The organism is Acinetobacter pittii ANC 4050 (assembly GCF_000399685.1).
Lineage (GTDB): Bacteria > Pseudomonadota > Gammaproteobacteria > Pseudomonadales > Moraxellaceae > Acinetobacter > Acinetobacter pittii_E.
The window spans coordinates 3,741,697-3,767,799 of record NZ_KB976987.1 but is presented as its reverse complement, the minus strand read 5'-3'; the positions used below and the strand labels follow the sequence as shown (position 1 = coordinate 3,767,799).

General features: G+C 38.7%; 26 protein-coding genes and 1 tRNA gene. 12 read left to right on the top strand and 15 right to left on the bottom strand.

Annotated features, from left to right (window positions below):
* Positions 1–117: 117 nt before the first annotated feature.
* The 4 genes from F931_RS21505 (at position 118) to qmcA (ending at position 3,178) form a co-directional block, all read left to right on the top strand.
* Complete coding sequence (locus F931_RS21505) at positions 118–744, top strand: lysophospholipid acyltransferase family protein (protein WP_016143174.1); 627 nt, start codon at positions 118–120, stop codon at positions 742–744.
* Positions 745–810: 66 nt separating this feature from the next.
* Entirely contained in the window at positions 811–1,728 is a 918-nt protein-coding gene (locus F931_RS21500) for a patatin-like phospholipase family protein (RefSeq protein ID WP_014207516.1), read from the top strand.
* A 105-nt stretch (positions 1,729–1,833) separates the two neighbouring features.
* Entirely contained in the window at positions 1,834–2,295 is a 462-nt protein-coding gene (locus tag F931_RS21495) for an NfeD family protein (protein WP_016143172.1), read from the top strand.
* Between the two features lie 28 nt (positions 2,296–2,323).
* Positions 2,324–3,178 carry an SPFH domain-containing protein gene (gene qmcA, locus F931_RS21490; RefSeq protein ID WP_016143171.1) on the top strand — a complete coding sequence of 285 codons (855 nt, stop codon included), beginning with the start codon at positions 2,324–2,326 and terminating at the stop codon, positions 3,176–3,178.
* Positions 3,179–3,249: 71 nt separating this feature from the next.
* Here qmcA and F931_RS21485 read toward each other — a convergent pair whose 3' ends face one another.
* The 3 genes from F931_RS21485 to prpF form a co-directional block, all read right to left on the bottom strand.
* Positions 3,250–3,618, bottom strand: coding sequence for an MmcQ/YjbR family DNA-binding protein (locus F931_RS21485; RefSeq protein WP_016143170.1), 369 nt, complete (start codon positions 3,616–3,618; stop codon positions 3,250–3,252).
* Positions 3,619–3,675: 57 nt separating this feature from the next.
* Positions 3,676–4,587: a polyprenyl synthetase family protein gene (gene ispA, locus F931_RS21480; protein ID WP_016143169.1), complete on the bottom strand. Its 912-nt coding sequence runs from the start codon at positions 4,585–4,587 to the stop codon at positions 3,676–3,678.
* 161 nt (positions 4,588–4,748) lie between these two features.
* Positions 4,749–5,936 carry a 2-methylaconitate cis-trans isomerase PrpF gene (gene prpF, locus F931_RS21475; RefSeq protein ID WP_016143168.1) on the bottom strand — a complete coding sequence of 396 codons (1,188 nt, stop codon included), beginning with the start codon at positions 5,934–5,936 and terminating at the stop codon, positions 4,749–4,751.
* A 378-nt stretch (positions 5,937–6,314) separates the two neighbouring features.
* Between prpF and F931_RS21470 the strand changes: the two genes are divergently transcribed.
* Entirely contained in the window at positions 6,315–7,694 is a 1,380-nt protein-coding gene (locus tag F931_RS21470; RefSeq protein WP_004789335.1) for an amino acid permease, read from the top strand.
* Positions 7,695–7,753: 59 nt separating this feature from the next.
* Positions 7,754–7,826 (top strand) — tRNA-Arg (locus F931_RS21465).
* Between the two features lie 13 nt (positions 7,827–7,839).
* Here F931_RS21465 and hchA read toward each other — a convergent pair.
* The 4 genes from hchA to F931_RS21445 form a co-directional block, all read right to left on the bottom strand.
* Positions 7,840–8,715, bottom strand: a complete 876-nt coding sequence (gene hchA, locus F931_RS21460; RefSeq protein ID WP_016143167.1) for a glyoxalase III HchA — start codon at positions 8,713–8,715, stop codon at positions 7,840–7,842.
* A 213-nt stretch (positions 8,716–8,928) separates the two neighbouring features.
* Complete coding sequence (locus F931_RS21455; RefSeq protein ID WP_080649562.1) at positions 8,929–9,939, bottom strand: NAD(P)H-quinone oxidoreductase; 1,011 nt, start codon at positions 9,937–9,939, stop codon at positions 8,929–8,931.
* A gap of 33 nt (positions 9,940–9,972) precedes the next feature.
* Positions 9,973–10,869 carry an AraC family transcriptional regulator gene (yqhC, locus tag F931_RS21450; RefSeq protein WP_016143165.1) on the bottom strand — a complete coding sequence of 299 codons (897 nt, stop codon included), beginning with the start codon at positions 10,867–10,869 and terminating at the stop codon, positions 9,973–9,975.
* A gap of 158 nt (positions 10,870–11,027) precedes the next feature.
* Complete coding sequence (locus tag F931_RS21445; RefSeq protein ID WP_016143164.1) at positions 11,028–11,846, bottom strand: undecaprenyl-diphosphate phosphatase; 819 nt, start codon at positions 11,844–11,846, stop codon at positions 11,028–11,030.
* Between the two features lie 353 nt (positions 11,847–12,199).
* Here F931_RS21445 and F931_RS21440 point away from each other — a divergent pair, with 353 nt between their 5' ends.
* Both F931_RS21440 and F931_RS21435 read left to right on the top strand, forming a co-directional pair.
* Positions 12,200–13,000, top strand: a complete 801-nt coding sequence (locus F931_RS21440; RefSeq protein ID WP_016143163.1) for a PaaX family transcriptional regulator C-terminal domain-containing protein — start codon at positions 12,200–12,202, stop codon at positions 12,998–13,000.
* Positions 13,001–13,106: 106 nt separating this feature from the next.
* The gene (locus F931_RS21435; RefSeq protein WP_016143162.1) at positions 13,107–14,090 is read left to right on the top strand and encodes a fatty acid desaturase family protein; all 984 of its coding nucleotides are present in this window, start codon (positions 13,107–13,109) and stop codon (positions 14,088–14,090) included.
* A 56-nt stretch (positions 14,091–14,146) separates the two neighbouring features.
* On the opposite strand, the gene F931_RS21430 is transcribed toward F931_RS21435, so the two are convergent.
* Positions 14,147–15,172 carry an AraC family transcriptional regulator gene (locus F931_RS21430; RefSeq protein WP_016143161.1) on the bottom strand — a complete coding sequence of 342 codons (1,026 nt, stop codon included), beginning with the start codon at positions 15,170–15,172 and terminating at the stop codon, positions 14,147–14,149.
* Positions 15,173–15,329: 157 nt separating this feature from the next.
* On the opposite strand from F931_RS21430, the gene F931_RS21425 reads away from it, so the two are divergent.
* Entirely contained in the window at positions 15,330–16,028 is a 699-nt protein-coding gene (locus F931_RS21425; RefSeq protein WP_016143160.1) for an NAD(P)H-dependent oxidoreductase, read from the top strand.
* A gap of 599 nt (positions 16,029–16,627) precedes the next feature.
* On the top strand, positions 16,628–18,058 hold the full coding sequence (locus F931_RS21420; RefSeq protein WP_016143159.1) for an OmpP1/FadL family transporter: 1,431 nt from the start codon (positions 16,628–16,630) through the stop codon (positions 18,056–18,058).
* A gap of 58 nt (positions 18,059–18,116) precedes the next feature.
* On the opposite strand, the gene thrH is transcribed toward F931_RS21420, so the two are convergent.
* Entirely contained in the window at positions 18,117–18,734 is a 618-nt protein-coding gene (gene thrH / locus F931_RS21415) for a bifunctional phosphoserine phosphatase/homoserine phosphotransferase ThrH (RefSeq protein WP_016143158.1), read from the bottom strand.
* Between the two features lie 184 nt (positions 18,735–18,918).
* Between thrH and cysH the strand changes: the two genes are divergently transcribed.
* Together cysH and F931_RS21405 are read left to right on the top strand one after the other, a co-directional pair.
* On the top strand, positions 18,919–19,653 hold the full coding sequence (gene cysH, locus F931_RS21410; RefSeq protein WP_016143157.1) for a phosphoadenylyl-sulfate reductase: 735 nt from the start codon (positions 18,919–18,921) through the stop codon (positions 19,651–19,653).
* A 171-nt stretch (positions 19,654–19,824) separates the two neighbouring features.
* Positions 19,825–21,210, top strand: a complete 1,386-nt coding sequence (locus F931_RS21405) for a WS/DGAT/MGAT family O-acyltransferase (RefSeq protein ID WP_016143156.1) — start codon at positions 19,825–19,827, stop codon at positions 21,208–21,210.
* A gap of 28 nt (positions 21,211–21,238) precedes the next feature.
* On the opposite strand, the gene F931_RS21400 is transcribed toward F931_RS21405, so the two are convergent.
* The 6 genes from F931_RS21400 to F931_RS21375 all read right to left on the bottom strand — a co-directional run bounded on the left by F931_RS21400 (position 21,239) and on the right by F931_RS21375 (position 26,060).
* On the bottom strand, positions 21,239–21,412 hold the full coding sequence (locus F931_RS21400; RefSeq protein ID WP_002116397.1) for a PA1571 family protein: 174 nt from the start codon (positions 21,410–21,412) through the stop codon (positions 21,239–21,241).
* A 139-nt stretch (positions 21,413–21,551) separates the two neighbouring features.
* Entirely contained in the window at positions 21,552–23,006 is a 1,455-nt protein-coding gene (rng, locus tag F931_RS21395; protein WP_016143155.1) for a ribonuclease G, read from the bottom strand.
* A gap of 113 nt (positions 23,007–23,119) precedes the next feature.
* Entirely contained in the window at positions 23,120–23,680 is a 561-nt protein-coding gene (locus F931_RS21390) for a Maf-like protein (RefSeq protein ID WP_016143154.1), read from the bottom strand.
* The gene (gene mreD / locus F931_RS21385; RefSeq protein WP_002116279.1) at positions 23,668–24,159 is read right to left on the bottom strand and encodes a rod shape-determining protein MreD; all 492 of its coding nucleotides are present in this window, start codon (positions 24,157–24,159) and stop codon (positions 23,668–23,670) included. The genes F931_RS21390 and mreD overlap by 13 nt, the downstream gene beginning before the upstream one ends.
* On the bottom strand, positions 24,146–25,003 hold the full coding sequence (gene mreC, locus F931_RS21380; protein WP_016143153.1) for a rod shape-determining protein MreC: 858 nt from the start codon (positions 25,001–25,003) through the stop codon (positions 24,146–24,148). Before mreC ends, mreD begins: the two co-directional genes overlap by 14 nt.
* 16 nt (positions 25,004–25,019) lie before the next feature.
* The gene (locus F931_RS21375) at positions 25,020–26,060 is read right to left on the bottom strand and encodes a rod shape-determining protein (protein ID WP_000601379.1); all 1,041 of its coding nucleotides are present in this window, start codon (positions 26,058–26,060) and stop codon (positions 25,020–25,022) included.
* Between the last annotated feature and the right edge of the window lie 43 nt (positions 26,061–26,103).

Sequence of the window (26,103 nt, the reverse complement as noted above, 5' to 3'; positions counted from 1 at the left end):
TTTTATTTGTTTAATGAGGAATAACATCAAATGTCATGTTGTTCTTACATTTTGCCAATGAAGCATATATTTCAAAAGATTAAGATAAAACGAGGACAAGTTAAAATTTAAAAAAATATGGATCAACATTTCCCTAATTTACCTGATTTGGTACCCCAACGTGGCACTGCTTTAAGTCGGGCGCTATTTAAGAAACTTTTTTTAGCACAAGGTTGGACAATCGAAGGTGAAGTTCCCAATTTTCCAAAAGCAGTCGCGATTATCTCACCCCATACTTCTAATATTGATGGATGGTATGGCTTTCTTGCGATTTTCGGATTAGGTATCCAAATTACAGTATTAGGTAAAGACGCTCTTTTTAAACCACCTTTTAAACGAGCTTTAGATTGGGCTGGAGTCATTCCTGTTAAACGTGACACGGCCAATGGACTGACAGAACAAGTCGTTGCTACCATTCAAAAACATGACAAGATCTGGATTGGAATGGCACCCGAAGGCACACGTAAAAAAGCAAAAAAAATGAAAAGTGGTTTTTACCATATTGCTGCAAAAGCCAATATTCCCATTGTGATGTTTTCTTTCGATTATGATCATAAGACGATTCACTGCTTAGGGCACTTAAATCCTAGTGGTAACTATGATGAAGATCTCGCTAAGATTTTTGAGCGTTATGAAGGAAAAATATCACCCAAAAATCGCAATTGGCTCGCTGAACCTTTACAAAATCTAGTGAAAAAAACCTAGCAAAAATTGAGCAAATCTGGTCTTATGGCCCTTCTTAATTTATCTCGACGTAGATTATTTTTAAAGATGAAAATTGCTCAATTTGCCAGTATTGGATTTATCTCTCTAGCACTATTTGGCTGTGATAAATTTAGCAAAACACCAACACCGACAACCTCAATGAAAGCCCGTGAACCTGTGATTGCACTTGCTTTAGGTGGCGGTGGAGCAAAAGGATTTTCACATATTGGTGTAATCAAGGTTTTAGAATCTCACGGAATTAAACCTAAAATTGTGACAGGTACGAGTGCCGGTAGCTTTGTGGGAAGTATCTACGCAAGTGGACAAACGCCTTATCAATTGCAAAGTCTAGCGCTGAAGTTACAAGAATCGGATATCCGCGATTTAACACTCAACCGTCAGGGTATTATTCTTGGACAAAAGTTACAGGACTACGTTAACCGTAACGTAGGCAACAAACCAATTGAGAAATTTCCAATTCGTTTTGCAGCGGTCGCAACGCGCCTTGATAATGGTCAAAAAGCTGACTTTATTAAAGGTAATGCAGGCCAAGCCGTACGTGCATCTTGTAGTATTCCAAATGTGTTTGTACCAGCAACTATTGGCAAGCAGAAATATGTAGATGGTGGGTTGGTTAGCCCAATTCCTGTTAAGACCGCTCGTGACATGGGTGCTGATATTGTGATTGCGGTTGATATTTCTGCGCGTCCAGCAGGGAACCGCCCAGCCAATATGTGGGGATTACTGGATCAAACCATTAATATTATGGGTCAACAAAGTATTAATGAAGAGCTCAAGCAAGCCAATGTAGTGATTCAACCTAAAGTGGGCCACTTAGGTACGCTTGACCTCAAGTCAAGTAACCAAGCAATTTTGGAAGGTGAAAAAGCTGCTCAAGCGCAAATACGCCAAGTCGAAACCGCAATTGCAAACTTCAAAAAATCTCCAGCTGCATTTAAACCTGCACCACGCCCTAAATTTTAATTGAGGTGGTTTTTTTCTATCCACACTCCCCATCATCTGCTACAGTGGTAAAAGTGATATTGAGTCACTTTTACCCATCATAAAGATATATAAAAGAGCAGATCTATGGAGTTTGTTATACAACCTTGGCACTGGTTTGTATTGGGTATCTTACTTATTCTTTCTGAACTGATTCTACCCGCCTTTGCTGCGCTTTGGTTTGGTATTGCCGCCATTATGGTGTGCTTTCTCTACTGGTTATTTCCAGATATTAGCCTTACAACGCAAATTGTATTGTGGATAGTTCTTTCAGTGCTATGCACCATTCTTTGGTTCAAATTTATTAAACCATTATCAATTGATAAAACTAAAGCGGGATTACCCCGTGAAGCGACTATTGGTCAAATCGGTATGGTGATTCAAACCGGTCTTGACCATGATCAAATTATTGTTCGCTTTCCAATGCCTATTTTAGGAGCCGATGAATGGAACTGTCGAAGTACTACTCCAGTCAAAGTCGGTGACCGCGTTAGAGTTATTGATATTTCGGGTAATGACTTAATTGTCCAGTCCCACGGTACTTCATAAACATTAAAGATAAAGAGAGGGTATTTTCATGCCAGTTGGTACTATTATTGTTTTAGCCTTTTTGGCTTTTGTGGCTATCACTATTTTTAAAGGGGTTCGCATTGTTCCTCAGGGTTATAAGTGGATTGTTCAACGCTTAGGTAAATATCACTCTACCCTAAATCCAGGGCTTAATTTTGTGATTCCCTATGTCGATGATGTGGCTTATAAAGTTACCACTAAAGATATTGTGTTAGATATCCCATCTCAAGAAGTGATTACACGTGACAATGCGGTATTGCTCATGAATGCTGTGGCATATATTAATTTAACCACACCAGAAAAAGCAGTTTATGGTATTGAAAACTATACATGGGCAATTCAAAACCTTGTACAAACTTCATTACGTTCTATTGTCGGTGAAATGGATCTAGATGATGCTTTGTCTTCACGAGACCATATTAAAGCTAAGTTAAAAGCAGCTATTTCTGATGATATTTCAGATTGGGGTATCACATTAAAAACTGTTGAAATTCAAGATATTCAACCCTCTTCAACCATGCAAGCTGCCATGGAAGCTCAAGCTGCGGCAGAACGTCAACGCCGTGCGACAGTAACTAGAGCTGATGGTGAAAAACAAGCTGCTATTTTAGAGGCTGACGGACGCTTAGAAGCCTCTCGCCGTGATGCAGAAGCACAAGTTGTTTTGGCTGAAGCTTCACAAAAAGCAATTGAGATGGTCACAAGTGCAGTGGGTGATAAAGAAACACCTGTTGCTTACCTGTTAGGTGAGCAGTATGTCAAAGCAATGCAAGATATGGCGAAATCAAGCAATGCTAAAACTGTGGTTTTACCTGCCGATGTTTTAAATACAATTCGCGGCATTATGGGAAAACATAATTAATTTAGTTACTTTAAATAAGTAATTGAAAGCAAAACGGTGGCCATCATGCCACCGTTTTTTTATCTTTTATATTATTGGTTTTTTAATTTTTTCTGATCTTTCAAAGGAAGTTTCTTCACGACTAAATCATAAGAATCATGAATCAAATCTTGAAGTAAATCACTTGTTAAGTTCTTATGCGGTGTAATCGAAATCCAGTGCTTTTTATTCATATGATAGCCCGGAATAATAAATGAATAGAGTTCTTGATATTCCTGACTTTTATACGGATCACATTTGACATTAACCATTTTGACGCCCGCGACTACTGTAGTCAGCATGAATATTTTTTCTAATATTTTAAAAACTTCATATTCAGGTCCAAATGGATGAGTTTGCTCACTAAAAGGAAGATTGCGCGCGATTTCAATTGCATTTTGATGAAGCTGAGCACCATTCATTCTTTTCTCCTTTATTCATTGAATATGAATAGAAGCATGAATATTGATTTAATCTTATTAATTGGTACGAGCTAAAAGGAATTGTGAGATATCTACTAATTCTTTTGCATCGTCACCAAAATGAGCTAAGGCTTCAAAAGCTTGGTCATGCAACTCTTTAGCATAGTTTTTTGCTTGCTCAAGACCCATTAAGGCTGGGTACGTCGATTTTTGTACTTGCTCATCCTTACCCGCAGTTTTACCCAAGGTTTCAGTACTCGAAGTAATATCAAGAATATCGTCTAAAACCTGAAAAGCCAGTCCAATTGTCTGGCCATATTGACGTAACTTTGGAATTGCTTGATCTGTTCCAGAGAAAATGGTCACTGCACCCATCATAATAGCCGCTTGAATGAGCGCACCAGTTTTATTGCGATGGATATTTTCAAGTTCGTCTTGAGTAATTCGCTTGCCTTCAGATTGTAAATCTAAAACCTGTCCAGAAACCATTTTAGAGCTGGCAGTTGCTAAAATCTGCATTTGTTTTAACACAATCGCGGCATCAGTACCCTGCCCTTGTTCATCAAACAAACGGCTACCTAAAACCTCAAAAGCCATTGATTGTAATATGTCACCTGCAAGCAAAGCAGTATCTTCACCAAAAGCAACATGACAAGTCGGTTGACCACGACGAAGCAAATCATTGTCCATACAAGGCAAATCATCGTGCGCTAGCGAATAACAATGAATTAACTCTACAGCAACCGCCGCACGGCGAGCCGCAGCAAAATTTGGATTAGGTTGTAAAGAAGCTGTGGCATAACACAAAGCCGGACGCACACGTTTTCCACCAAGCATGACTGCATGGTGTACTGCACTTTTTAAAGGCTCTGGAATTGAGAACGCGGCCAGTGTCGTCAATAAATCTTGTTGAATACGTTGTTGAGCTTGTTTTAAAACATCCGCATTAACTTGAGAGAGTGATGACACAGTCGCCTCGATAAAATCAGTAGAGAAATTTTATTGAATGTAATGAAGCATTCATGCGCTACATCATACACGATTCACTGTGAAAAGTGCGTGATGAGTTTTCGAAGGTATATGTAAAAAAGCCTCTACAAAATTGAGAGGCTTTTTCATTCTTAAGTGTTTTAGAAACTGTCACCTGGAACGCGTACCCAACCTTCCATTAACACACGTGCACTCCGGCTCATAATCGCCTTTTTAACGACCCATTGATCATTAACAAGTTCGGCTTGAGCGCCAACACGTAATGTTCCAGATGGATGACCGAAACGTACCGCTTCACGCTCACCACCACCCGCAGCTAAATTTACTAAAGTACCCGGAATAGCGGCTGCCGTGCCAATCGCCACTGCTGCTGTTCCCATCATCGCATGGTGTAATTTACCCATCGACAAAGCACGAACCAGTAAATCGACATCACTCTCTGCAACTTGTTTACCACTCGAAGCCGTATAGTTTTTTGGTTTCGAAACAAAAGCAATTTTTGGTGTGTGCTGACGCGCAGGTGCTTCAGAAATATCTTTAATTAAGCCCATCTGTACCGCACCATACGCACGAATTTTCTCAAAACGTGCCAATGCAGTTGCATCACTATTAATATGATCTTGCAGCTCTGTACCTTGGTAACCCAAATCTTCTGCATTTAAGAAAATGGTTGGAATACCTGCATTAATAAATGTCGCTTGGAAACGACCAATGTCAGGGACTTCTAATTCATCAACGACATTTCCTGTAGGGAACATATCGCCGCCTTCTTCACCATCATCAGCTGGATCTAAAAACTCAATTTGAACTTCAGCTGCAGGGAAAGTCACCCCATCCAGTTCAAAATCACCTGTTTCTTGAACTTGACCATTGGTGATAGGCACATGTGCAATAATGGTTTTTTGAATATTTTTTTGCCAAATTCGAACCGTACATAGGCCATTTTCTGGAATACGATTTGCATCAACTAAACCATTTGAAATCGCAAAAGAACCAACAGCAGCAGTCAAATTACCGCAGTTACCGCTCCAATCTACGAAAGGTTGATCTATTGAAACCTGACCAAATAAATAATCGACATCATGATCTGGTTGCGTACTTTTAGCGAGAATAACTGTTTTGCTGGTACTCGAAGTAGCTCCGCCCATCCCATCAATTTGTTTTCCATAAGGATCTGGGCTACCAATGACACGTAGTAACAGCTGATCTTGGGCTTGTCCTGCAACTTGGGCTTTTTCAGGCAAATCATCAAGCTTAAAAAAAACACCTTTACTGGTTCCACCACGCATATAAGTTGCTGGAATTTTAATTTGCGGTACTGAGCTCATATCAACTGTTATCCTTACTATTATGTTCTTCTATATCAAAACAAGCATTCTTGTTTACCCTTCTCTTCATCTTAAATTGTTTTAAGGCCAAGAGATAGCGATCTGCTTTATACATCAATCGTATTGACGCGAGCATATTTTGAGAATTAAGCAATATGCTGGCAATGACTTAATCTAAGCAAAATCTAAGAAAAAAAGTCTATATGAAATTATATTTTTTAGAGGACTTTTTACTTTATATTGAAATATTAAAAGTAAACCAATGATTTTAAATATTTTTTATAATTACTTTTCAGTCACAGCTTATTAATTTGTAGTCTAGGCTAAAATAACTCCATCTATTAGAATAATTTACTTATTCATTGTGAGTGAAGACCTTTGACCAACGAATCTTCTACACTGCAACGAGGACTAAAAAATCGACACATCCAATTAATTGCTATGGGTGGAGCAATTGGTACCGGATTATTTTTAGGCTCGGCGCAAGTGATTCAATCTGCGGGACCATCCATTATTTTAGGATATGCCATTGGCGGCTTAATCGCGTTTTTGATTATGCGTCACTTGGGAGAAATGATTGTTGAAGAACCTGTTGCAGGATCGTTCAGCCATTTTGCGTATAAATATTGGGGGAAATTTCCCGGATTTTTAACCGGATGGAACTATTGGATACTCTACGTTCTGGTGGCGATGAGTGAGCTCACCGCGGTAGCCAAATATATTAATTATTGGTGGCCTCATATTCCAGCGTGGACTTCTGTCTTATTTTTCTTTGTCGTGATTACGGCAATTAACTTAACTAACGTCAAATTCTATGGTGAGTCCGAATTCTGGCTCGCTATTATTAAAGTTGCTGCGGTTATTTCTATGATTGTGTTTGGGCTTTATTTGCTATTTACAGCAGATGTAGGTTCAAGTATTTCATTTAGTAACCTTTGGTCTCATGGTGGATTTTTTCCAAATGGCTTTAGCGGCCTGTTCTATATGTTGGCTTTCTTGATGTTCGCCTTTGGTGGTATTGAACTGATTGGTATGGCCGCAGCGGAAGCAAAAGATCCGAAAAAAACCATTCCAAAAGCAATTAACCAAGTCGTTTTCCGTATCTTGATTTTCTATATCGGTTCACTAGCGATCTTACTTTCATTAGTGCCATGGAACCAGTTAGATCTTGGCGGTCTCGACAAAAGTCCATTTGTTATGATTTTTAGCCAAATGGGTATTGGTTGGGCTGCACACTTACTGAACTTTATTATCTTAACTGCTGCCCTCTCTGTTTATAACAGTGGGATGTTTGCAAATAGCCGTATGCTCTACAGTCTCGCTCAACAAGGGAATGCACCAAAAGTTTTTGCAAAAACTAATAAACAGGGGGTTCCTATTCCCGCTGTTCTACTTTCTGCTTTATTAATCTTTGGTTGTGTTCTTTTAAACTACTTTGTACCTGAAGATGCTCTTGGACATCTTATGTACGTTGTGGTTGGTGCACTTGTTCTAAACTGGGCAATGATATCAATTACACATTTGAAGTATAGACGCTTTGTTAAGCACGCGAATATTAAGACATCTTTTCCAGCGTTATGGTCGCCATTTAGTAATTATTTAGTTTTAGCGTTTATTGCTGTGGTTCTCTATATTATGTGGACTCAAGGCTTCAAAGAGTCAGTAATGATGATCCCTATTTGGATTACGGCAATGCTCGTACTTTTTGACTATTTAAATCCTAAAAAACTAGATTCCATTGAGAATCCTGAAGAATAAATAAATCTAAAAAGCCATTGTCTAGACAATGGCTTTTTTGTTTATAATCAGAAAATTATGCGCCCTTAGCTTAACTGGATAGAGCAGTTGCCTCCTAAGCGACCGACGTGGGTTCGAGTCCCGCAGGGCGCACATATTTCATAACTTAATCCTTCACTTCAGCCAACAATGTTTCAGCTGCAAGTTTTCCTAAATTATTAGAAGCAAGCGGACTATCACCAGTTAGTAATTTACGGTCTCTATGACATTGACCTGTAATGCCTTTATTTAAAATTTCGACACCGAGTTTTTCAAGGTTTTCACCTACTAGCCAAGGTAAAGCCCCCGGCATATAACCAATATCAATATTTGCTCCTTTATCTAATGAATCAGGGAATACACAAATTTGATAGCCTTTAAAAATATAGTTTTCTGGCTGTTCATCTACTGCCGCAGCCAGTAATGAAGCTGGACCATGACATAAAGTAATAATAAATTTATCTTGTTCAACTGCCCATTTCAGGACTTTTTTGACTTCAAGGCTATGTGGAATTTTTGCTAAAACGCCATGCCCACCTGGAATAAATACAGCAGCATAAGGTGAGTTTTCCCCCACTGCGTTTTCTAAAATATCAGCCAGCTTTACAGGATTTTTTAATTTGTCTGCATATTTCTGAAACGTGTCTAATACCACTTGTTCTTGCTTTGGCATCGCCCACATTTCAAGTTTGGCAGGGTTCCCTGAAAGTGTCACAACATCAATTTCAAAACCCGCATTATCTAAATGAAACATCGGTAAAAGCATTTCTACAGGATGGTTACCTGTTGAAAAGAACTTACCGTTTTGCATCTGGATGTAACGTTCATCAGTCGCAATCATTAAAACTTTTTTATTGCCCGTATACGGCGTTGAATAAGTCGTGCCATCGTAATCGGTTTTAGGAGCAGTATATTGACTCAGTGAGTATGGTGATGGGAAAAAGGCATTATCTTCAGCCAAATCTGGAGTAGGATTTTTATCATCAATATTTGCGGTATTCATTGTTACTATCCTTTTTCATCAGTATGGAAAGAAATAATAAGGTAAGAACCAATTGTTATTTCTTAATCAATTTATAGGTGAAGTTATGGAACTGGTGCAATCTGCCAATAGAATTTGGTAATTTTTATAGAGAAATAGGCAGGGTCTAGAATTATAAAATTTAGTTTAGGCAAACCTCTCGTTCACCTAAACTTTAATTAGGAGATTACAGCATTACGCATTCATTTCTAAAACGATCTTTCCAATGTGATCACCTTGCTCCATACATGCATGGGCACTTTGCACATCTGAAAAAGCATACGTTTTATAGATTTGCGGTAAACATTTACCTTGCTCCAATAACGGCCATACATGTTCATGTAAAGATTGAGCAATCTGTGCTTTTTCTTGGCTATTACGCGCTCGCATCGTTGAGCCTGTAATCGTTGCGCGTTTTAAAATCAGTTTTTGTAAATCAAATTCTTTTGCAATTCGACCTCCCATAAAGCCAATAATGACAAGTCGGCCATCACGTTTTAATAGATTTAAGTTTTTCTGAAAATAAGAACCACCCACAATATCCAAAATAACATCAATACCTTGATCTTGAGTATGTTTCAAAACTTCTTGCTCAAAATCTTGGGTTTTATAGTTAATTGCTGTGGTGAAACTAGAGAGTGCTTCAACTTTATCTTCACTACCAACCGTAGCAAAAGTTTTAATTCCTAAAGCTTGGCAAATCGCTAAAGCTGTGGTTCCAATACCACTTGCACCGCCATGAATTAGTGCGGTTTCATCTTTCTTTAAACGGCCGATATCAAATAAGTTTGCCCAAACCGTAAAAAATGTTTCTGGAATCGCAGCAGCTTGCGTAAACGTTAAATTTTCAGGTATTGGCAATACTTGAGTTGCAGTTACCGCACAGTATTCTGCATAACCACCGCCATTTGTTAGAGCACAAACTTTATCTCCAACCTTGAATTGATTTACTTGGTCACCCACGGCAACCACAACCCCAGCGACTTCAAGTCCAGGTATTTGAGTAACACCTTTAGGCATCGGATATAACCCCATACGCTGTAAGACATCAGGGCGGTTAATTCCAGCAGCCTTTACTTCAATTAAGACTTCATCTGCTTGAGGTGCTGGAATATTTGCATCTTGAACTTTTAGAACCTCAGGTCCACCAGGAGCCGTAATTTCAATAATTTTCATGGTTGTTGGAAGGGTCATAAAATGCTCCATGTTTGATTTATATTCCAAAATACTTAATTTACTTTAAATAATTGAGGACTTGGGTGGAACGCCAAACAGTCGCTTAAATTCTCGGCTAAATTGTGAGGCACTCACATATCCAACTTCATAGGCTGCTTCTGCTACCCCCATTTTATTGTTCATGATAAGTTCGCGTGCCTTATGTAACCGAGTAATTTTGATGTACTGTAAGGGCGAATAATTCGTCACCTTTTTAAAAGTCTGATGAAAAAGCGAGATGCTCATGCCCGCTTGTTTCGCCAACTCTTGAACCGTTAAGTTATGATAATAATCACGCTGAATAATTTCACAAATGGTATAAATCACACCATTTCGACTTGCCATAGCCGATAAGCTCTCGACTAGATTGCCACCTGAGGCCTGTACCACACGATAAACCAATTCTCTTTTAACTTGCTCACCCAATATAAAAGTATCTTGTTTAGAGCGAAGTAAATTGAGCAATCTGAGAGCAACCTCTGAAATAGTGGCATTCATGTCAATCACTCTAAGCCCACAGCTTAATTTTAAATCTTCTGAATGAGCATCTTCAGTAACCACTTGTTGCTGTTTATCCATTTTAGTTATGAGATCACCCATCATTTGTGGTTCAAACTTTATTGCGATCGCCAACATCGGTTCATTATTTTCGACAATAGTATCGCAATCAAACGGTATTGCAATTGAGATGAATAAGCACTGGCCTTGTTGAAACTGAAAGATTTCTTTACCAATATACCCTCGCTTTAATCCCTGTATCACTAAAACAATTGAAGGCTCTTGTAGCACTGCAATAGGTTTCGTGGAATGGTCTACCCGCATTAAAGTGATATTAGAAATAAAAGTAGGATAGAGACCTTCTACTGGAGCCAAGTGCAAAAATGCATCGACCAAATGTTCTGTAAGATGATTTCGCGGCATAGTTTTATTGTGAGAAGCAATCTAATAATCAATATAACAATGAACCTAAAATGAAAACATCTGTCTTGCGTTTACTTTGTATAAATAGGCAATACAAATCAATTTTTAGGCATAAAAAAACCTAGAGCATTCTAGGTTTTTTCACTTTATCAGATGATTTAAGCCGATAAATTAAAGAACATGGCTGCAATTAAAATAATTACACCAAGTACAATTCGGTACCAAGCAAATACACGTAATGTATGACGCTCTACAAATAATACCAATGCCTTTACAACAAACAGCGCAGCAATAAAAGCAGCAACAAAACCTACCCCAATATTAATCATATTGTCTGAGGTGAGTACGTCAGCATTTTTAATCAAGTCAAAAGTTGCAGCACCCAACATGGTCGGCATTGCAAGGAAGAAAGAGAATTCTGTAGCAGCTTTACGTGATAAGCCCGCAAACATTCCACCCACAATTGTTGCGCCTGAACGTGAAGTTCCCGGAATCATGGCCACACACTGAGCAAGGCCTACTAAAAGCGCTTGTTTAAAAGTAATTTTAGTTGCATCCAGTGTCTTATGCTCAAACTGTCTAGATTCAACCCAGAAAATGATAAGAGCACCGACAATCAAAGCAATCGCAACGACGATTGGGCTGAATAGAACACTCTTAATGAAGTCGACAGCTAAAACACCAATAATGACTGCTGGGAAGAATGCAATAAGCACGCTAATCGCAAAATGACGTGATTCTACATCGCCACTAAAGAATCCCTTAATCAAGTTAATAATTTTTTGTCGGTATAACCAGCACACTGCCAAAATAGCACCTAACTGGATTACGACCTCAAATACACGTCCGCCGTCTGAATGGAAATCGATAATATGACCAAATAAAATTAAATGGCCTGTACTCGAGATAGGTAAAAATTCAGTTAAGCCTTCGACAAAGCCTAAAAACAGTGCTTTTATAACTTCAAAATTTTCCATAACTTGCTCAAAGAAAGTTAATCATTAGAACGATCTAAAATTAGTTTTATCGCAATTGGTAAGTCCCAAATTAGACTTAACACATGTTCAATATCAGACCATTTCTAACGTTTGTGGTTATTGCCCCTAGTTAAAGGCAGTTTATTTAAAGTGCGATAATGTATCACAACATGATGACAAACTTGGGTTAACTATCGTAAAAAGATAAAACTTGGTTAAGAACTCCCAAAATTTTTCTTGTTATAGATAAAGCTTTTCGCCCTTACTTACTCTACAAAATGATCTTAAAATGTCCTTAAAGAAACATGATATTATTCTGTTCAAATGCAACTCATATCAAAAATTCTATCTGAATGAAAAATACCAAAATTAATGCACGCCATCTCATTATCGATTTATTTCTTTCCTCGGCTTACCCTCAACTCACCATTAAACAAATATTGATTGCCGCTAAACTTTTTAATATGAGTGACAATGGTATTCGTGTGGCTACGACTCGGTTGTTAAATGAGGGCATGATAGAAAGTGTTGAGCGCGGCATTTATCAACTTTCGCCATCGACCAAAGAATGGGCAAAAGTCATTTTGAATCGTAAAAATGGCATTAAACAAACCAAAGAATGGCAACAGCAGTATCTTGCCGTATTTACTGGAACTTTGGGGCGTATAGATCGGACCGCTTTAAAAAAGAGAGAACGAGCATTACATCAATTTGGTTTTAAAGAACTTGAAACTAGTATTTATATACGTCCAGATAATTTAGCGTATAGCTTTGAAAAAACATGTGAAGAGCTCGTTTTAGCGGGTCTTGAAAACGAAGCTAAAATTTCTATTATTCAAAAATTTGACTCAAAAACAGTTTCGTTAATTCCCTCTTTATGGGATACCAAACAGCTTGAAAAAAACTATGAAATGTATAGTCAAGATATCCAACAGTGGCTTTTGAATTATAAAAATTTATCCTTGAATGAGGCTGCTACCCAAGCTTTGTTATTAGGGCGAGAAACGATTACTTTACTCATAAATGACCCTTTATTGCCTGCCCCATTTGTAAATGAAAAAGCTCGGAATCAATTTGCTCAAAATGTACAACAACTTGACTCTATTGGTCAGAAGCTTTGGAAAAAAGTATATGAACAAGAATTAGAATATTAATGAAATGATTTATTTTTTTACAAACAAATATTTCACTTTTTAAAATTTTATGATTATATTTGTAATATAAAAGATGAATGCCAAAATCTGATTTGGGAGAATAAAAATGAATGCACAAGTGAGTGTGACCGATCTATTTAGCAGAGAAGAAATACAGGAACTCACACAACCCTCAGATGCATACGGCGCTTGGGCGGTTGCAAGCACATGGGCTGTTATTGGCGGAACATTTGCGAGCTTAATTTTGATGTGGGATTACTTACCGAGCTGGGGCAAATTACTTGCTTGTATGCTAGCTTTGGCCATATTGGCGGGCCGCCAGTTATGTCTAGCAATTTTGATGCATGATGCATCGCATAAAAGCCTATTCAAAAATAAAAAAATAAATGACTTCGTAGGTGAATGGCTATGCGCCCGTCCAATCTGGAATGATCTACAAAAATACCGCGTACACCATGTCCGTCATCATGCAAAAACCTCTACGCCAGATGACCCTGACCTTTCTTTAGTTTCTGGTTTTCCAGTAAGTAAAAAATCTCTTACTCGTAAATTTTTACGCGACTTAACGGGTATGACAGGATTAAAGTTTAGCTTTGGTCGGGTGTTAATGGATCTCGATTTAATGAAATGGACCGTTGCAAATGATCAAGTCTGGTTAGATCGAAGCAATAAAGATTTCGTTGACTATACTAAAAGTCTTATAAAAAACAGTAGCGGCGCCATTGTAACAAATGTTGCTCTTTATGGTGTTTTAAAGGCGTTTGGGCAGCAACGTTTTTATTGGTTATGGCCTTTAGCGTATTTAACACCATTTCCATTATTTTTAAGAATCCGCTCAATGGCCGAACATGCAGGCATGCAAACGAGTAATACAGCCTTAACCAATACACGCACGACACGCGCAGGTTGGATTGCTAGAAGCTTTGTGGCACCTATTCATGTCAATTACCATATGGAACATCACCTAATGGCTTCGGTGCCCTACTTCAAATTGCCACGCATGCATCGACTATTAAGAGACCGCGGTCATGTTCCGGCACCACCTAGTTATTTGGAAGTGATTGAATCACTCTTATCTAAGCCAGAATAATCTACTTAATAATTCAAATGATCAATGAAAGGCCATGAAATTAAATTTATAGCCTTTTAACTTAAATCATCCATCTTATGTTTAGTTTGGAAGTATTTAGGCGTGACGCCCATCCAGCGCTTAAATGCACGAGTGAAGTGAGAAGTTTCGGCATAACCCAGCATTAAAGCCACTTTTTCAATCGACATGTTATTTTGAGCTAAAAGTTTCTGGGCATGTTCCTTTTTGAGAGAGTCTACCAAGATTGTAAAACTAGTATGATCAAGGGCTAAATAGCGTTGTAAGGTTCGCTCTGACATATTCATGATTTGAGCCACTTGCCCAACTTTTAATGTCTCCCCCTCCCCATCCAAAAGCAATTTTTCAGCAACTTGTTTAACGCGCCCTTTCCAACCACTTTTTAACTTTAACTTCTCTATATCCCGCTTACATTGCGCATTTAACAATGGCGCTAGCATTGGGTCTGCCGTTAATACAGGTTGTGCTAAATACTCTTTTGGAAATATCCAACAATTACGCTTTTGGTTAAATAAACAAGTCACAGCCAGTTGATGACTTATTTCGGCAAAACCTATAGGTTCTGGCATTTGTAATTCAACTTTTCCCAAATGAGAAAGCCCTGTTAGTTTTCTCGCGATTTGAACAAAACCGACTAACAAAAAAATGTTGGCATTTGAGTTCAACTGAAATGCATCAACTGGCTGATGAATTGACCAATATGCATCATTATTTTCTTGTTTTAATTCTGGTTTAAAGACCTTGCAACGTGAACCAATGAAGTGTTCAAGAATTTTCAGCGCTTCTCCTAAATTTGAAGAAACGATAGCAGCCATTCCGACTGAACCATAACATGAAGCTGTCATGTTTAAAGCTAAATATCCTGCCAGTGCTGGCTCTTTGCATAACTCGATAGCCCGTTCAATAAGTTGATTTAAGAGGTTGAACTCAACATACCAATAGGGCTTTTTCAATTGGTCTAGGGTTATTCCACTTTCCTCTAAAAGCTGCTCACCAGAGACACCCCACCGCTTAATAGTTTCTACAATTAAATTAATATAAGTTCCTGGTAATTCTGGATTCATAAGCAACCCACTGAGCAAAATAAAATGGCGTGAAATGGTAAAAACTGTCAGTTCATGAACTATGTCATGCTTTTAAATTGATGCATAGTTATTCAAAACAAAATCCGTCGAATTGCATTAGACAGCACAATTCCTGAAAAAGAATACAGGTCACCTTATGAATATTCTGATTGTCCATGCTCATCCAGAACCACAGTCTTTTACTACTGCTCTAAAAAGTACAGCCAAGCAAACCTTAGAAAAATTGGGGCACACAGTAGAGGTTTCAGATTTATATGCGATGAAATTTAACCCCGTTGCGTCCAAAGAGGATTTTCTAGAGCTCAATCAACCTGATTATTTTAACTATGCTCTAGAGCAAAGGAATGCCAGCAAAAATCAACTTCTAGCTCCAGATATTCAAGCAGAAATTGAAAAAGTAAAAAAAGCTGATTTAGTTATTTTTAATTTCCCACTTTATTGGACATCTGTTCCAGCAATTTTAAAGGGCTGGATTGATCGTGTTTTCGTCTCTGGCTTGTTTTATGGTGGTAAGCGGTTTTATAACCACGGCGGCATGGCAGGTAAAAAAGCGATGTTGTGTTTAACGCTCGGCGGTAGAACACACATGTTTGGAGAGAACTCTATTCATGGTTCAATCGAAAATTATCTATCGCCAATTCAGCGTGGTACTTTGGCATATGCTGGTTTTGAAGTCCTACCTCCATTCATTGCTTACCACATACCGTACATTAGCCAAGAAGCACGAGAAACCCTTCTCGAAGACTATGAGATTTATCTCACTCACTTGGACCAGCTTGAACCACTAAAATTTCCTAAGCTAGAACAATTTGATGAAAAACTATATCCACTTTAATGCTGTGTTTGAGCTCTAAAAATTAAATAGCCGAATCTAGATGATTATTTTCGGTTATTTTCTAATGATCGCTTTTAAATAGAGACTCCAATTTCGCTCAAAAAATAGATCAAATGGTAAAAAAAATTAAGCTAAACTTTTTTATAAAATTAAGAATATAAAAGTGAATCAATAATATACAGATGTAGAGAAACTAGACTTATCAACTAAAAATGATGACTAATACTCATTTCATAATCATTTAATTCATATTTTTACAAAAAAATCTTTGACCATTTTTCTTAGATTTGTGACAAAAATGTCATAAAAACAAAGCTCATCACTAATAGATAAAAAATATAAATATCAATTAATTAAATTAATTTAACAATGAAAATATTCCTTCATATTTCATTCATTATCGGTACTATTTGTATAAAAAGTGAGTACTCCTCAGTTCATATAACAGATTTACTCTTATTGTAATTATGCTATTTTTGTTACATGGAGTTATCAAAGCTTCTATTACTTGTAATTAGGAGCTTTGAAGGCAACACAGTTTAAACGGTTTAACTCTGTTACTTTTAAAAAAATGTCTTGAAGTTCAAGGAAAGATTAAAATGAAATTAAAACATCTGAGCACTGCAATGATTTTAGCAACGCTGCCTGCAACTGGGGTTTTTGCAGCAGCATTGGATCGCTCTGGACAATCAATGTCTGCATTTTTGCAGCCTGGAAACTACTTTGAAGCGGGTATTTCTATTCTAGACCCAGATGTAGCGGGTAAAGAAGCAGGATCAAGCACAACAAATCGTAATATTGGTGATATGGCCGATGATTATTTTTTCCCAAGTGCAGCCTTAAAACTACAACTTAACGATAAATTCTCTTTTGGTTTACTTTATGACCAACCGTTTGGTTCTGATGCTGAATACTCAGGTAATAATGCATTCGTTTCAAATCCAGGTTCTGACTCAGTTTTATCAGCTGGTGCAATTGACGGGATTGTTACTAAAAAAGCAAAAGAAGCTTTAGAAGCACAAGGTTTACCTGTAAATGATCAAACCTTAGCAATAGCAAAAGGCCAAGTTTTAGCAAGTCCTCAATTTCAAAAACTTGCTGGTGCTCTTGCTGTAGCAAATAATTATTTAGGTACTGGCGGAACTAAAGTTGAGGTAGATACTCAAAACTTATCTTTTGTTTTTGGCTTCCAACCGAATCAAAACTTTAATTTCTATGCGGGTCCTGTATTACAAACCGTTAAAGGTAATGTAAGTCTACGAGGTCAAGCTTATAGCCTTTACAATGGTTATGATGCGAATATTAAAGAAACTACTGGTGTAGGTTGGTTAGCAGGTGCAGCTTATCAAATTCCAGAAATTGCGCTTAAAGCATCTTTAACTTATCGTTCTGAAATTGACCACAAAACCAATATTAATGAAGACTTATCTTTATTAAATTTCCCAGGGCTTACTTCTGTGCTCGCTGGTTTAGACGTACCTGCATCTAAGCTTCAAGCTATTAATTCAGAAGGCAAAACTACAATTACAACACCTCAATCTGTAAACCTTGATTTCCAAACGGGTATCATGGCAAATACAGTGGCATTCGCGAACGTGCGTTGGGTAAACTGGAAAGACTTCTCTATCCAGCCATATAAATTTGGTAAAGTTTCAGAAGCTGTAGGTGGACTTGTTGGACGTCCAAATGGTTTTAACTTAGTTGAATATTCTGATGACCAATGGTCTGTTAACGCCGGTGTTGGCCGTAAACTTAGCGACAAGTGGGCGGGTAACGTTTCTGTGGGTTGGGACTCTGGCGCGGGTAACCCTGTAACAACCTTAGGCCCAACTGAAGGTTATTGGAACGTAGGTTTAGGTCTTCAATATAGCCCTACTCCACAAACCTTCCTTGCTGGCGGTGTAAAATATTTCTGGTTGGGTGATGCTAAAGCTCAAACAGGCGCACAAGCTGGTAGCGATCAATATGTTGCAGACTTCTCTGACAACAATGCAATCGCTTATGGTTTAAAACTTGGTTATAAATTCTAAGTTTCAAAACTCATTCATATAAAAAAGGCGCTTAAAGCGCCTTTTTTATGATTTATTCTTAAGCAGGGATTGTACGCTGTGAAACCGAACGGATTGCCTCTTTTAATGCATCATATCCGCGGATAGCAGGAAACTGTGGAAACTCAGCAATCACGTTTTCTGGCGCATCAAATAAGAAACCATGGTCCGCTTCACCAAGCATGGTTGTATCGTTATACGAATCGCCAGCTGCGATTACTCGGAAATTTAAACCATGTAGTGCTTTAACCGATTCGCGTTTTTGATCTGGTTGACGTAGCTTATAAGCCGTAATCATTCCTTCTTCATCTGTCTCTAATTTATGACAGAAAATGGTTGGCCAACCCAATTGCTTCATCAAAGGATGAGCAAACTCATAGAAAGTATCTGACAAGATCACGAGTTGGAAATGAGTGCTAACCCATTCAACAAACTCTTTTGCACCTGGTAATGGTCCCATCTCGGCAATGACTTCTTGAATGTCATTTAAGCCTAAACCGTGTTGTTTTAAGATATTAAGGCGCTGAGTCATTAAAACATCATAATCCGGAATATCACGAGTTGTTGCTTCTAGTTCTTTAATCCCTGTTTTTTTTGCGAAATTGATCCAGATTTCAGGAACTAAAACCCCTTCCAGATCTAGGCATACGATTTCCATGAATGCTTCCAACGTTGGTTAAAAATTGCTGTATCATACCATTAAGATTTTCAGTTTTGCGTTGTTATTGATCAAATCAATTTTATTCATAAGTTTCGAAATTAAAGTGCTAAGCACTTTATCAACTATCCTTTAGAATATTTTTCATAAATCAATGCGCCCAAGCCTTTTGCCAGGAACACACATGACCGTTATTCCGACTATTGATATCGTAGATGCTCTTGCTGCTGAGTATGCAACCAAAAGCCCTCGAGAAATTTTAGAACTTGCCTTAAGCCAACAAGGTGAAATTGCGATTTCGTTTTCGGGAGCAGAAGATGTTGTTTTAATTGATATTGCTTCACGTTTAGGTAAGCCTTTCCGTGTGTTTAGTCTTGATACTGGCCGACTCCACGCTGAAACCTATCAATTTATTGAAACTGTCCGTAAACACTACAATATCAATATCGAAATTTGTTTCCCTGAATCTGAAGCTGTCCAAAACATGGTCAACGAAAAAGGTTTATTTAGCTTTTTTACAGATGGGCACCAAGAATGTTGCGGTATCCGAAAAGTTCAGCCTTTACGTAAAAAACTTGCGACTTTAGATGGCTGGATTACCGGTCAACGTAAAGATCAAAGCCCTGGTACGCGTACAGAAATTCCGGTCGTACAAGCTGATCCGGGCTTCTCTGGTCCAGGTAAGCAACTCATTAAATATAATCCTCTAGCGAATTGGACAAGTGCTGAGGTATGGAGCTACATCCGTATGATGGAAATTCCATATAACCCTCTTCATGAGCGCGGTTTTGTTTCTATTGGATGTGAACCATGTACTCGTCCTGTATTACCAAACCAACATGAGCGTGAAGGTCGCTGGTGGTGGGAAGAAGCCACTCAAAAAGAATGTGGATTACATGCAGGTAATATGAAAAAGTAATTTATTATCAAAAAACCACTGGTAAATCAGTGGTTTTTTTTGTGTCATGTTGCGTACACAAAGTCATATTTTCTCTACTCTAAACGCTATATACTTAATTTTACGGTTCTATAATTCTAATAAGAGCTCATATAAGGGCTTCTTAGAAAAATGCATGAGGCACAATGATTTATGCGTCCATTACACCCAATTGATTTCATTTTTCTGTCACTTGAAAAAAGACAGCAACCCATGCATGTCGGTGGATTATTTTTATTTGAAATTCCTGAAAATGCACCAGAAACCTTTGTACATGATTTAGTAGAAGATATTAGACGCTCAAAAAGTATTCCTATTCCTCCCTTCAATAACCGTTTAAATGGCTTATTTTGGGATGAAGATGAAGAGTTCGATATCGATCATCACTTTCGCCACATTGCTCTGCCTCATCCTGGCCGTATTCGCGAACTTCTGGTTTATATTTCACAGCAGCATAGCTCACTAATTGACCGTGCTAAGCCTCTTTGGACTTGTGACATTATTGAAGGAATCGAAGGCAACCGCTTTGCCATGTATTTTAAAATCCATCATGCAATGGTCGACGGTGTTGCTGGTATGCGTTTGATCGAGAAATCGCTATCAAAAACACCAGAAGAAAAACATGTTGTTCCTTTATGGTGTGTTGAGAGCAAAAGAACTAAACGCCTAAAAGTACCGACGCCAAGTACAAGTAAAATTAAAAGTATTTTAGGTGGAATTAAGTCCCAACTCGATATCGCTCCGAAAGTCATGCAAGAGCTATCTCAGACAATCTTCAAAGAAATGGGCAAAAATCCTGATTATGTTTCTACCTTTCAGGCACCAGTTTCTATTTTAAACCAAAGAGTCAGTGCTTCACGTCGTTTTGCGGCCCAATCATTTGAACTGAGCCGCCTTAGAAAAATTTCAAAAGCATTAGGCGTGACGATTAATGATGTTGTGCTGGCTGTATGTTCAGGTGCTTTACGTGAATATTTGATTAGCCAAAACAGCTTACCTAAAAAGCCACTGATTGCCATGGTTCCCGCTTCATTACGTACAGATGATTCTGACATGAGCAACCGAATTACCATGATTTTGGCAAATTTAGGGACCCATAAAGATCAACCGTTAGAACGTCTAGAAATCATTCGCCGTAGCATGCAAAACTCAAAGCAGCGCTTTAGTCGAATGACTGCAAATGAAATTTTAAACTATAGTGCTGTTGTTTATGGACCAGCAGGATTAAACATCATGTCAGGAATGCTTCCTAAGCGTCAGGCGTTCAATTTAGTGATTTCTAATGTACCAGGACCACGTGAGCCGCTTTATTGGAATGGCGCGAAACTAGACGCTCTCTATCCTGCTTCGATTGTCATGGATGGACAAGCTCTAAACATTACCATGACCAGTTATTTAGATAAGCTTGAAGTTGGATTAACAGCTTGTCGAAATGCTTTACCGAAAATGCAAAACCTTTTGACTCATTTAGAAGATGAGATTCAACGTTTTGAAGAAATTATTGCAGAGAAACAACTGAAACATCATTCAGCAAGTTAGAAAAATTAAGGGGCTTTAAATTGGCCCCTTATTTTTTGATTGTGCGGCACTGGTTAAGTAACTGATGACATACTGAACGAATCATTGCAGTTGTGATCGGTACTTCTTTACCTTGGTCATTCAACATATAGCAGCTATTTACTGGCGTGCTTTCTAAAACATGTTTAAGACCGTTGCTAATTAAGTTTTCACTTACATTCATGGGTTATACCTCTTATTGTTTGCTAAGACGTTTAATAGGGAGAACGTCTACGGCTACTGTATGTAAGTAGTATTTAAAATTCATGAATGAAAGTAAAATTTCAGTTGTAACAAGGATTAAGCGATATCTTGTTACAACTTTAACTTAAAATGATATCGTATTGCTCTTGCGTATATAAATTTTCGACCTGAAATTTAATAACACGGTTAATAAAATGCTCTAAATCGGCTACTGCTGGTGCTTCTGCTGTTAATAATCGGTCAATCACAGAAGGATGCGCAACAACAGTAAAGCCACTCGTTGACTCGAATGCGCGGGTATAACGTAATATCTCACGAAATATTTCGTAACACACTGTCTCTGCTGTTTTGACAAAACCACGTCCCTGACACGTTGGACATGATTCACATAACAAATGTTCTAACGATTCACGAGTTCGTTTACGAGTCATTTCGACCAGTCCAAGTTCTGACACTTGAGTAATTTTGGTCTTAGCGTGATCTCGCTCAAGCATTTTTTCAAACTGACGCATCACCTCTTCACGGTGAGTTGCTTCTTGCATGTCAATAAAATCAATAATGAGAATACCACCCAAATTACGCAGTCTAAGTTGACGCGCGATAACTTGAGTCGCTTCCATATTGGTTTTAAAAACCGTGTCTTCAAGACTACGACCACCGACATATGAACCCGTGTTAACGTCAATTGTTGTCATGGCTTCAGTCTGGTCAATCATCAGATAGCCGCCCGACTTCAAAGCTACGCGGGTTTGCAAGGCTTTTTGAATATCTTCTTCAACATTATAAAGATCAAATAGCGGTCGCTCACCCGGATAATGGATGAGACGACTCTTCATATTCGGAACAAATTCTTCTACAAATTCAAGCAACTTTGCATGAATCTCTCGCGAATCGACATAAATCTTTGCCGTTTCTTCGCTCGCTAAGTCGCGAATAATACGTTGAGGTAACGGAAGTTCTTCAAAAATTAATGAAGGCACAGCAACATCAGTCTGCTTACGCTGAATGTATTCCCATAACTTACTCAAATAGCACATGTCTTGTGCGATTTCTGCCTCATCCACACCTTCGGCAGCTGTACGGACAATCACACTACCGGGTAAATTATGTTCTGCTTGAATACTTTCAATAATATTACGTAGTCGCTCTCGCTCTTCTTCTGATTCAATACGCTGCGAAACACCAATATGATTTCCATATGGCATGAGAACCAGATAACGAGAAGGAATTGAAAGATCTGTACTTAGACGTGCACCTTTTGTACCCAACATATCTTTCATAACTTGGACAGTAAGGGTTTGCCCAGGATGTAATAATTCAAAGACATTTGGGGTAGGCTGTGAACGAGGCCAAACCATATCATTGATATGTAAAAAGGCTGTTCGAGACAAACCAATATCCACAAAAGCAGCTTGCATGCCCGGAAGCACTCGTACTACTTTACCTTTGTAAATATTGCCGACTAGACCGCGCTTGACTGTACGCTCGACATACAGCTCATTAACAGTTCCATTTTCGATTAATGCCACCCGACACTCCATAGGCGTGACATTAATAAGTAGTTCTTCTGACATACATAAACTCAAAGCATTATAAAATTTTTATTAAAGAGTCAGAGAAGCTGTTAACTTTAACTTTGTCTAGTGTTCGTCGACAATGCTATTCACTTAAGAATGATAACAACCCCTTATTTCTTTACTCTTTTTAATAACTGTGCAAATTCGTATAAAGGAAGTCCTACCACATTACTATAACTTCCTTGAATTTGGGGAATATATTGCGAGGCAATTCCTTGAAGTGCGTACCCACCCGCCTTTCCAACAGGCTCACCTGTGGTCCAATAATCTTCCATATCTTGTGTAGTCAGGTGCTGGAACTCAACTTGTGTTTGCACTACCTGACTTAACATTTGTTGTTGAGTCGCAACGCATAGTCCAGAAAAAACATCGTGCCAACGTCCAGACAATTTTTTCCAAATTTCAAAGGCATGCTTTTTCGATTCAGGCTTACCAATAATTTGACCATCAAGTCCTAGACTTGTATCAGCAGCAATAACAATTGCATCTGGAAAAAGCTTCAATACGGTTTGTGCCTTTTCTCTAGCTAAACGTTCAACATAATGATGAACCAGCTCATTTTCATGTACCGACTCATCAATATCAGGACTATAGATTTCAAAATCCCAGCCCAATTGTTGTAACAGCTCCTTCCGACGAGGAGAGCTAGATGCTAAAACTATATGCGCCATTTTGCCAAACAATAATAGACGACTGGCCACGTGATGATACTTGTCATCAAAGGTTGCCAATGTCTAGCAATCGAAAAATGAATTCCGCCCATGGTCTGTGTTACCCACATAAAAGCTAAGTGGGCAATAATGACCAGCGTTGCTATCGTCCATAAATTAACAAAAGTTAAAATACGGCGTTCCCGAATTAAAAAACGGGTAAGAAAAGTCACAATTACAAAGCTTAAGGCATTGAGGCCTAAAGGCGCATCAAGCAATAAGTCTGTAAAAATCCCCATCCCGAATGCAAACCAGACCCCACACCATGTTGGCTGACATACTACCCAAAATAGCATAATCATTAACATGAATAATGGTCGCCAGCCTGAAATATCATAGGATAACGGGTAAACCATGAGTACAGAGCCCACAATAACGGAGAGAATAATTCCCCATAATGGGTCTTTACGCTTTTCTCGTTTGAGTTTAGCGATCGGCATAAGGCTGCTCCTTCGCTAAGGACTCAGAGAAAAGTACAACTACATGGTGCCCTGTGGCTAATTGCGCTGCTGGTGTGACATCAATTTCAGCAAACTCACCTGAATTATGACGTCTTATTTTGGCAACTGTACCCACAGCATAACCTGCCGGGAAATGTTCACCCAAGCCTGAGCTAAACACTTTATCACCCACCAGAATATTAGCGCTGGTCGGAACATATTCCATTTTTAAACGGCCTAAATCACCTGTACCAGAAACAATCGCTCGCATTCCTGTACGCTCAAGTCGTACCGACAATGAATGCTCTTTATCAGATAACAACATTACACGTGAGCTATGAGGATACACATTGATGATCTGCCCCATAATCCCCTTATCATCCAAAACCGTTTGTCCGACCTTGATATGGTCCATAGAGCCTCGGTTAATAATGATGATATGACGCAATGGATCTGCATCAGTCCCAATCACTTCGGCAATTTCCATACGGCCATCAATAATTAACGGTGTATCAAGAAGTCCGCGTAAACGGGTATTTTCAGCAGATAATTCAGAAAGCTTCTGTAAGCGGACTTGAGCTTGTAAAAGCTCAGCCTGCATCGCGGTATTTTCACGACGCAGTTGTGCTTCAGATTTTGTTTGTTGATTCAGCCATTCTCTCGACAGTACTGGATAACTGGCCAATGCATAAATTGGGTTATATGCAGCGTACAAGACATCCCTTGCTGGCTGAATTACATAAGGCATGCGCCAATCAAAGAACAGCACAACCAAGCATGTAATGACCGCAATAATGAACGAGCGGAAAGATGGCGGCTGTCTTGAAAAAATATTCGGTTGCACCGCCTAATCCTTAAACTTAACCGACGAAAAGCATATCATGGTTCGGATTGTCGAAGAATTCCAATACTTTACCACCACCACGGGTTACACAAGTAAGAGGATCTTCAGCAACAACAACCGGTAAACCAGTTTCTTGAGCTAATAATTTATCAAGGTTACGAAGTAACGCACCACCACCTGTCAACACAATACCGCGCTCAGCAATATCAGAAGAAAGTTCAGGAGGAGTTTGCTCAAGTGCCGATTTAACAGCGCTTACAATACTTTGTAATGGATCAGAGATTGCTTGAGTAATTTCGTCAGAAGTTACAGTAATTGCACGAGGTACACCTTCTGCAAGGTTACGACCACGAACTTCAATTTCTAATGTTGTGCCATCAGAAACGGCCATACCGACTTCTTTTTTAATAATTTCAGCAGTAGTTTCACCAATTACACAACCGTGAGCTTTACGAACATAATTGATGATTTGCTCATCAAAAACATCGCCGCCGATGCGTAAAGAGTCAGCATAAACACAACCTTGCAATGAAATAATTGCAATTTCAGTCGTACCGCCACCAACATCCACAACCATAGAACCACACGCTTGTTCAACTGGCATACCTGCGCCAATTGCAGCAGCCATAGGCTCTTCAATCAAACGAACATCACGGGCACCAGCATTAAATACTGCTTCGCGAATCGCACGACGCTCGACCAAAGTTGATTTACATGGTACACATACAACTACACGAGGTGCAGGTGGGAACAAACGTTTTTCGTGAACTTTACCAATAAACTGATTCAACATGGTTTCAGTCACTTCAAAATCCGCAATTACACCGTCTTTCATTGGACGAATTGCAGAAATATTCGCAGGCGTACGGCCCAGCATTTGCTTAGCATCTAGACCTACAGCAGCAACAATTTTTTGTGAACCACTGTGACGAATTGCCACAACTGTTGGTTCATTTAATATAATGCCGCGGCCTGGTGCATAAATAAGTGTATTTGCTGTACCTAAATCAATGGCTAGATCCGGCGAAAACAAGCCAATTAGTCGTTTTAGAATCACGGTTCGTTCTCAGTTAAACTTTCATGTGGATGCAAGGTGGCAA